Below are 1,341 nucleotides of genomic sequence, written 5' to 3'. Positions count from 1 at the left end.
GTCAGGCAACAGGGAGACTCACCATCATGTGTTTGCGCTGGGGGAGTTTTTCGCGCAGATGGAAAAGGCCGAAGTGCCGCCCAACTACATCGTCAAGCTCAAGCAGGAGCAAGCGCAACTGGTTCGAAATCTGTTCCGTGTCAACTACATCCAGACGATCCGCTTCATCCCGTCGGCGTTCTTTCTGGCGAAGTCTGTGCTGCACGGCACCATCGGTCTTCTGCTCCTTACGGCTCTTGAACCATTTTCGACGTCCTTCGTCGCCGTAGGACTGATCGCCTTCATCTTCATTTACATCTTAAGACTGATTGAGGTCATCAGTACTCCTTTCCACCCAAAAGGGAGTACGCAAGACGACATCAGCCTGTTCCAAGTTGATCTGACCGCTGAGCACCTAAAGCGGCACACGGGCCATGCAGAAAATGGCCATTAGCTCAGGCAGCGCATCCGTTTGAAGGATGCCAACGAACAGGAAATCGATTCCGCTTTGGAGCGAAATATACCTGAATCTGTATTGCAGAATCTGCAGCAAAGCAGGAACCCGTGATTAAGCATGTCACGCCATGCAGAATGTCGTTCGATTACATCGAGATATTTTACAACCCGAGACGGCGTCACGGTCAAAATAATCGGCTTTCACCGGGAAACTATACGTCGCGGCATTTGCAAATCATAGATCAGAATTGCCTGCCGGGGTGGGGTAGTCCATGCAGCCTGTTTGCATGTATGTACAAAGATATAGAACTGCCAAACAATAATCTTTCACACGCCTTCCAAATTTTGGTCATGTCAAAAATTAGAAATATTAATCTTTCTTTCGCTGCGCTGTTACGAGCCGCGTTTATTGGAGCAATTGCTATTGCAGGCCACCATGTCGGCATTTGCCGAGCAAGATGATCTAATCAATCCGGATCGTCCCGGCATCGCCGACGGCAGCAATGTCGTCGGTGCGGGTCGACTTCAGATCGAAACGGGCGTCCAGCAAGAATTGCGACGCAATGGCGCAGTGGATGATCGCAGGCAATTTGTTCCGACATTGCTTCGCATCGGCCTCAACGACAGTTGGGAAGCGCGCATTGAAGGCAATGTTTATACGTGGATGCGGCAATCTGATGCAGTCACGGGGGTTACGCGGAGCGAAGGAATGATGCCAGTATCGCTGGGCGTGAAATTTCATTTTCAAGATTCTAATGGCGTAAAGCAGCCTTCGTTGGGTGCCATTCTCCGCGTGTTTCCTGCCTCCGGTTCAAATAATTTCCGCACGCGCCAAGCCACTGGCGATATTAGAGTGGCGGCAGATTGGGATTTCGCCCCCAATTGGTCGTTGAACCCTAACGTCGG

The 1,341-nt window shown here is 50.9% G+C and carries 2 protein-coding genes; both read left to right on the top strand.

Annotated elements, in window-relative coordinates; all coding sequences use genetic code 11:
• Positions 1-433, top strand: a 433-nt coding sequence (locus tag F624_RS35465; protein WP_211224201.1) for a hypothetical protein, incomplete at its 5' end; no start/stop codon positions are given.
• 438 nt (positions 434-871) lie between these two features.
• On the top strand, positions 872-1,341 hold a 470-nt coding region (locus F624_RS34580; RefSeq protein ID WP_169426753.1), incomplete at its 3' end, for a transporter.

This window comes from Curvibacter lanceolatus ATCC 14669 (assembly GCF_000381265.1).
Classification (GTDB): Bacteria; Pseudomonadota; Gammaproteobacteria; order Burkholderiales; family Burkholderiaceae_C; genus Curvibacter; species Curvibacter lanceolatus.
Note: the sequence above shows the minus strand (reverse complement) of the source record. Positions and strands in the feature narration are given on the sequence as shown.